The sequence below is a fragment of the Sedimentibacter sp. B4 genome (genome assembly GCF_000309315.1).
Taxonomy (GTDB): domain Bacteria; phylum Bacillota; class Clostridia; order Tissierellales; family Sedimentibacteraceae; genus Sedimentibacter; species Sedimentibacter saalensis.
Window position 1 is genome coordinate 1 of sequence record NZ_CANG01000401.1, and the last position, 352, is coordinate 352.

A 352-nucleotide genomic window follows, 5' to 3' on the forward strand; every position below is an offset into this window, starting at 1 on the left:
TTCGACGGTCTCGGCACCTCTCAGGCTCAGCTCGCCCCGCCGCACTGAGCCTGGTGACAGCAGCAACTCCACCGTGGTCGACTTCTCGAAAGCCCACGCGACGCGAAGTGAGAGCGGACACACCGTGATGTGCCTCCTTCGAGTGCTGCGGCCACGGCGATGCCCGTGGACCCGCCATCGAGGATCACCGTCTCCCCATCCTCGATCAGGCCGGCCACCACCGCTGCGATCGCCCGCTTGCCCTCCGAGTTCGTCCTCTCCCGCATCGCGATCGGGGGCTCGAACGCACTCGGGGTGATCAGCCGCGCACCTCCGTGATAGCGCTGGAGCCACCCCCGTAGCCCTCCAGCCG

Annotated in this window: 1 protein-coding gene; it reads right to left on the minus strand. The window is 68.2% G+C overall.

Annotation, left to right across the window (positions count from 1 at the left end; translation table 11 throughout):
* Positions 1–26 precede the first annotated feature (26 nt).
* On the minus strand, positions 27–266 hold the full coding sequence (locus tag BN358_RS28940; RefSeq protein ID WP_368730812.1) for a hypothetical protein: 240 nt from the start codon (positions 264–266) through the stop codon (positions 27–29).
* Positions 267–352 lie beyond the last annotated feature (86 nt).

Excerpts from the sequence above, each read along its gene's own strand:
- BN358_RS28940 (WP_368730812.1), bottom strand. The coding sequence starts at position 266 with ATGCGGGAGAGGACGAACTCGGAGGGCAAGCGGGCGATCGCAGCGGTG.